The following is a 5,200-nucleotide window of genomic DNA, read 5'->3' as shown; positions in this document are numbered from 1 at the left end:
ATGATGAAGTAAAAAGTCTTAATTTTATTAAATATAAAATACTTAATCCTCTTATTGGACAAGCTAGTTTTAATAATATTGGATTTAAAGATAAAACTATTGAGGGACATATTAACAAGATGTTTCAAGATTATATAGTAGATACTTTAGAAGATATACATTTGAGTTATAGTATTCAACAAAATGATTGGGATCAAGTGCGAGCGCTTCTATTAAAAAATAAAAGTCGTCCCTTTTTTGGAAAGATGCATAGAACCGTTAAAAAATTACCAAATGATCAATTGAAATTGTTCTTTAATAAAGAAGTGCTCTATTGCGAAATAATCAGTAATCAAATCGCTTCATGTAATTATGAAGAAAAAGTAAACGTTCCATTTGCAATTAGTGGACAAGCTAAGAATATGTACTGGTTAGATACCGGAAAAATGTTCATGCCTTTATCCAGTTTGGCAAAATTATTTTTTTTAGTCGGTGCTGCTGGCTATATCAGATACAGATCTAATATAAGTCCACTAAAATCAGTTGATTCAACGGTAGATATTTTTGCATATTACCGCTCTATGAGATCTAATGAAGAGACTATCTTTTTAAATCAAATTGCTCTTTTGGATCATAAAGCATCGTTTAATAATAACTTCAAAAATATTCTAAATGCTAGTTCTGGCTTGTTTGAATTTGTCGAGTTTCATACAGACATTAAAAAAAAGGCAACCGCTATAGAACGATTTTTAGTTGATCCTAAATCAACATATATTCGAAAAGCCATAGGTATATACGATTTTAATCTGAGAGTACCAGTAATAAAATCATTCCTTAAAAATATTGATCCCAAAAGTATCATCTATAATTATATTGGTGATAATATTTTCGAAAGAAGTGCTTATGATTTTACAAATTCAGTTAAAGTGGCTAATAGTGCACGCGAAGAATATTTAACATCAAAAAGAAATAAAATTGCTAAAATTAATCAACCAGTACAACAGAATGATTTGATACAAACAAAAGAGCTAAAATTATTGGAATTACTAAAATCTGAATTCATAAGAATTGGTTCTACATCTAAACATAAATTCGATGCGGAAAGAAATCGGGAGATAATTTCAAGTTCGTCTAATATTAAAACCATTTTAAATAAGCAATGGAGTGAAATAGTAAAATCTTTTGAATTAAATCTAGCTAAAGATACAAGTTCAGTAACAGATGAGATCGAACTACTAAATAATTTATACAAAGAATTATTAAATATTAAATCATTTTATAAAGCAGATTATGATGAAATGAGAAGTGAGGGTCAACCTAATTCAAGAACTCTAGTAAAATATCTGAAAAGGGATTGGAAAGATATTATAAGCTTGGTTCAATCTAGATATACTTTTGATCAATCAATAAAGCACCCTGATAAGCGAGGTAAACGAAAATAATATTCGTGTTATCTAACGATAAAAGGATATGGTTAAAAGTTAATTTTATATGCACAATGTGGGAAGTGCTTTATGAAGATTTTAAATAAAAGCAAATTAGCTTGTATTTTAATGATATACACAAAATCAGGTCATTCAATAAACTACTATATTAAATTGACGCACAACACTTTAATGTATAATATAGTAGTAGTGTACATAATCGAATTCGAATAAAACTAGTAGGAAGCACCTACGTGAATGTATTTTTTGCGCATTCATGTAGGTGCTTCCTTCTATGTTTAAATCTTCATTTATGGATGGAAGTACCCTATAATAACTTATATCAATATAAAGAAGGTGATGAAGATATCAAAACTATCTGAACTTGTTGATCAGTATGCTCTAGAATTATATGTCGTGAAAAAAGAGATATCAAAACAATATCCGATAAATAAAGAACAAATTGATCAAATTATTGTAGACGAAATGCAAAAATATTTCACTTCATTTCATTCTGTACAGATTAATGAAATTAAGCCTCTTATTGATTTGTACAAAGATCAAGAAAACGATCAGCTGAAATCAATTATATTACAACAAGCTACTGGACTTAATATAAGTATAAACGACCAAAAGAAGTTAGATTTGATTTCTATATCAATACAACTTCTTGATAACGTTCTTTTCTATAAAAGAGAATATCAAAAGCAATTTAGTTCACATATATTTGAAAAAAATCTACTTGCAAGTGGAGCATTTCTATCTGGGACCCCCCATGCAAAAACAATGAGTAAGCTTGTAGTGTCTGAGAATATATTCGAGTTAGAACGTCGAGGATTCCGACCCATTGTCTACAGAAATGATAAAGGGGCCATTTTAAACACATATGACACAAAAGTATTAATCGGTCTTTTCAAACTTTGGATGATACAAGGATGTAATAAAAATATTGAATTTGAATTTAAAGAACTTGCTGAAGCCATGTTAACCAAACCCAGCGGAGGCGAGTATAAATTAATTTATGACAGTCTTCAAAACATTGCAGCCACATGGATTGAGTATAAAGAATATTATGATCAATCTAAGCATAAGTATTACTCTGCAACAGTAAAGCATAGACCTATTACCAGCTTGAAACTTATTGCTCGAAAAAGAGAAGAAGAAAATGGTAAAGAACGAGCAGCCGAAATTGTATTTCATGATATCCTTCATCAAAGCTTACTAGCAAGAAACTATGTCTTCATAAACATGGTTATTTTTAATGAATTACCTACTTCTTATGCACGTATGATTTATTTAAGCATTCTCAACGGTATAGAAAATGATAATCGCCTTTTTAATATCGATCAGCTAATTGATCAAATTATAATTACCGATGAAAACTATAATCGCGCTCGAACTATTAATACAATCAAAAATTCATTCGAACATTTGTTGCAAGCAGATATTATTGCAGATTATGAGTTTGTAAAAGTAAAAAATAAAGTTACTTTCATTCAATATAATCCTGCTGAATGGTTATTAGTTCATCGACAATCTCAGCTTGAAAACCACGATTCTTAAAAATTATTATTTTATTTTGAGAAACATACACTTTACTCCCTAAAAAAATAAAAAAAGTTATCCACAGATTTAAAACTTTAAAAATAATCTACACTCGAAATATTTACATTTTTTACGGAGTAGAGTGTATGGTTTACGGAGTAGAGTGTATGGTTTACGGAGTGGAGTGTATGGTTTACGGAGTAGAGTGTATGGTTTTAATAAAATCGCAAGTAAATAGCAAAAATTGATCATTTTCAGTAGGATTGACCAAATCAAATCTAAGTGATAATGTCGATTTATGCCATGTGTATTGTGAATAAAATAAAAGAACTTCCTTTCTGACAAAAGGAAGTTCTTACGGTGATCAGCATGTAGCTATTTGAGAATCGCTCCCCAGCAAAATCTCATTCACTTCATTTCACTTATATGATAATAAGTTTAATCAAGTTTTCTGCTACGCCCTCTCTAAATTATAACAACAATTACTGAAGGTGTACATATTTATAAGCAATAGATTAAATGAAATTTTTAAGAAAGGAGAGCTAAGAGTGACACATATTACTTTTCAATTATCAAAAGAAAAATCTTCAAATTTTGTATTAACAGATGGGTTTATGAATGCTTTATTTTCTATATCTGAAAATATACATAAAAAAGAGAAATTTAAAGAAAGATCGAATGGATCTAGTCGCTTAGTTTGGCATATTACAAAAGCTGATTTGATGTTGATGTGTACACTACATATTTGCTTCAATTCAAATGGTGAACTCGAAAATGTAAGCAGGCATCAGATTTATCAAAAATTACACAGCCTTTATGAAGATCCTTGTTGTGATGACCAATTTTATATTGCATTTGATAAGTTTGTGAGACTTGGATTTATTCATGAAATTCAAGATGGTATTAGATCCGAATTTAAGTTGAACCACTTTATTGATCCAGCTACTAATAAAATAACTCGTATGGTAGTTATGAATCCATTTGTTTTTAAAAAGGAATTCACAGATTTGCCGATCGCAGCGCAAAAGCTTGTTTTTGATCTTATTCGTAAAACAGGTAACAATAAAAAAAATGATGCTTTTTATTGGCTAAGTAAAGGTTCCGGTATTTTAAAACAATTGCATAAAACCTATGTTTATGAACTCAAGAATATTGTTAACATATTAGCGAGTTTAAAAATAGACGGTATATCTCTTTTGAAGTTTTGGAAAATTGATAACCAAAAAGGAACTCGTTTACCGAAGTTAACAATGAAACTAAATCCTTTATTAACAGAGGAATATGTTAAAGGTATGCATTATCGTCAGGTACTTCCTGGGCGAAAGTTAAACCGTAGAATAGTTATGCATCTTAGAGATTTATTAGCTAGCAATCTGATTGGAGATTTTGAGTATCATAACGAAGGAAAAGACTTTTATCTTCTTGCTACTAAACTCAAAAATAAGAGCAGAAAATTCATTAAGTATATTGTTGAGAAAATCAGAGAAGTTTATGAGCTAGAACGGAAGTTTCCAGAAGACATCATTGATCTTATTACGTTTGAATTAAAACATAAAACAATGAGTGAAATTATTGATATTTCAAAACGAACCGGTGTTTATAAATTTATTTCTCCACGTAAGTATGATGAGAATCGATTATTTGAATTTGCTTCAGCTGCAAGCTCATATGGAAAAAGAGAGTTTGAAAAATTATGTAAATCTGCTTTCCAAGTATTCGAAAAACATTTCACTATTGTTCCAGCACATCATACTAAACAATATGCGTACTCTAATCTATTAGATCTCTTTATTGATGCAGATACGCTTAGATCTGATGCATTGTTAAAACAAAAGTCTCCTGAAGCTTATAAAAAACTAGAGGCTTATGCAGAAGATAGATTACAAAAAGATAAAGAAGATCCAATCAATATAAGAAAATGGATTCAAGAACAAATTGATTTATTACCAAAGTGGACAAATATTGCAGATATTCCACTTGGTTTTAAAATCGAAGATTATATCTTGAACAAATTAAAACATGAAGATTTGCCTTTTTTTAAATAATTAAAAAAAGGTTATTTGTCTTTTGTTTTTTTTAAACCTTTTTTTATCTATTTATTATTTTTAGATTTTTCTTATTAATTAAATCTCTTTTTATGAAGAAACTTGAGTTATGAGTTTTTTTATTTTTAAGCTAAATCGTATAAAAACAGAAACTAATTTTAGATTTAAATTTAAATCGTATAAAAACAGAAATTATAAATAAACTTT

At 28.8% G+C, this 5,200-nt stretch carries 3 protein-coding genes; all 3 read left to right on the top strand.

Translation table 11 applies throughout. The annotated features are described in order from the left end of the window. Positions 1–1,421 (top strand): hypothetical protein (locus PaeCFBP13512_RS23320; protein WP_161594355.1); only part of this gene is annotated, 1,421 nt, incomplete at its 5' end. A 342-nt stretch (positions 1,422–1,763) separates the two neighbouring features. Beyond that, positions 1,764–2,966 carry a hypothetical protein gene (locus tag PaeCFBP13512_RS23080; protein WP_137226350.1) on the top strand — a complete coding sequence of 401 codons (1,203 nt, stop codon included), beginning with the start codon at positions 1,764–1,766 and terminating at the stop codon, positions 2,964–2,966. A gap of 530 nt (positions 2,967–3,496) precedes the next feature. Further along, positions 3,497–4,993 (top strand): hypothetical protein, encoded by a 1,497-nt coding sequence (locus PaeCFBP13512_RS23070; RefSeq protein WP_137226346.1) that lies wholly within the window; start codon positions 3,497–3,499, stop codon positions 4,991–4,993. Positions 4,994–5,200 lie beyond the last annotated feature (207 nt).

The organism is Paenibacillus sp. CFBP13512 (genome assembly GCF_005233705.1).
In the GTDB taxonomy this organism is placed as follows: domain Bacteria; phylum Bacillota; class Bacilli; order Paenibacillales; family Paenibacillaceae; genus Saccharibacillus; species Saccharibacillus nuruki.
The sequence above is the reverse complement of the archived record's forward strand: the minus strand, read 5'-3'. Positions and strand labels throughout refer to the sequence as shown.

What these genes read in the sequence shown, in the direction of transcription:
- PaeCFBP13512_RS23080 (WP_137226350.1), top strand. Translation starts at nt 1,764, where the DNA reads ATGAAGATATCAAAACTATCTGAACTTGTTGATCAGTATGCTCTAGAA.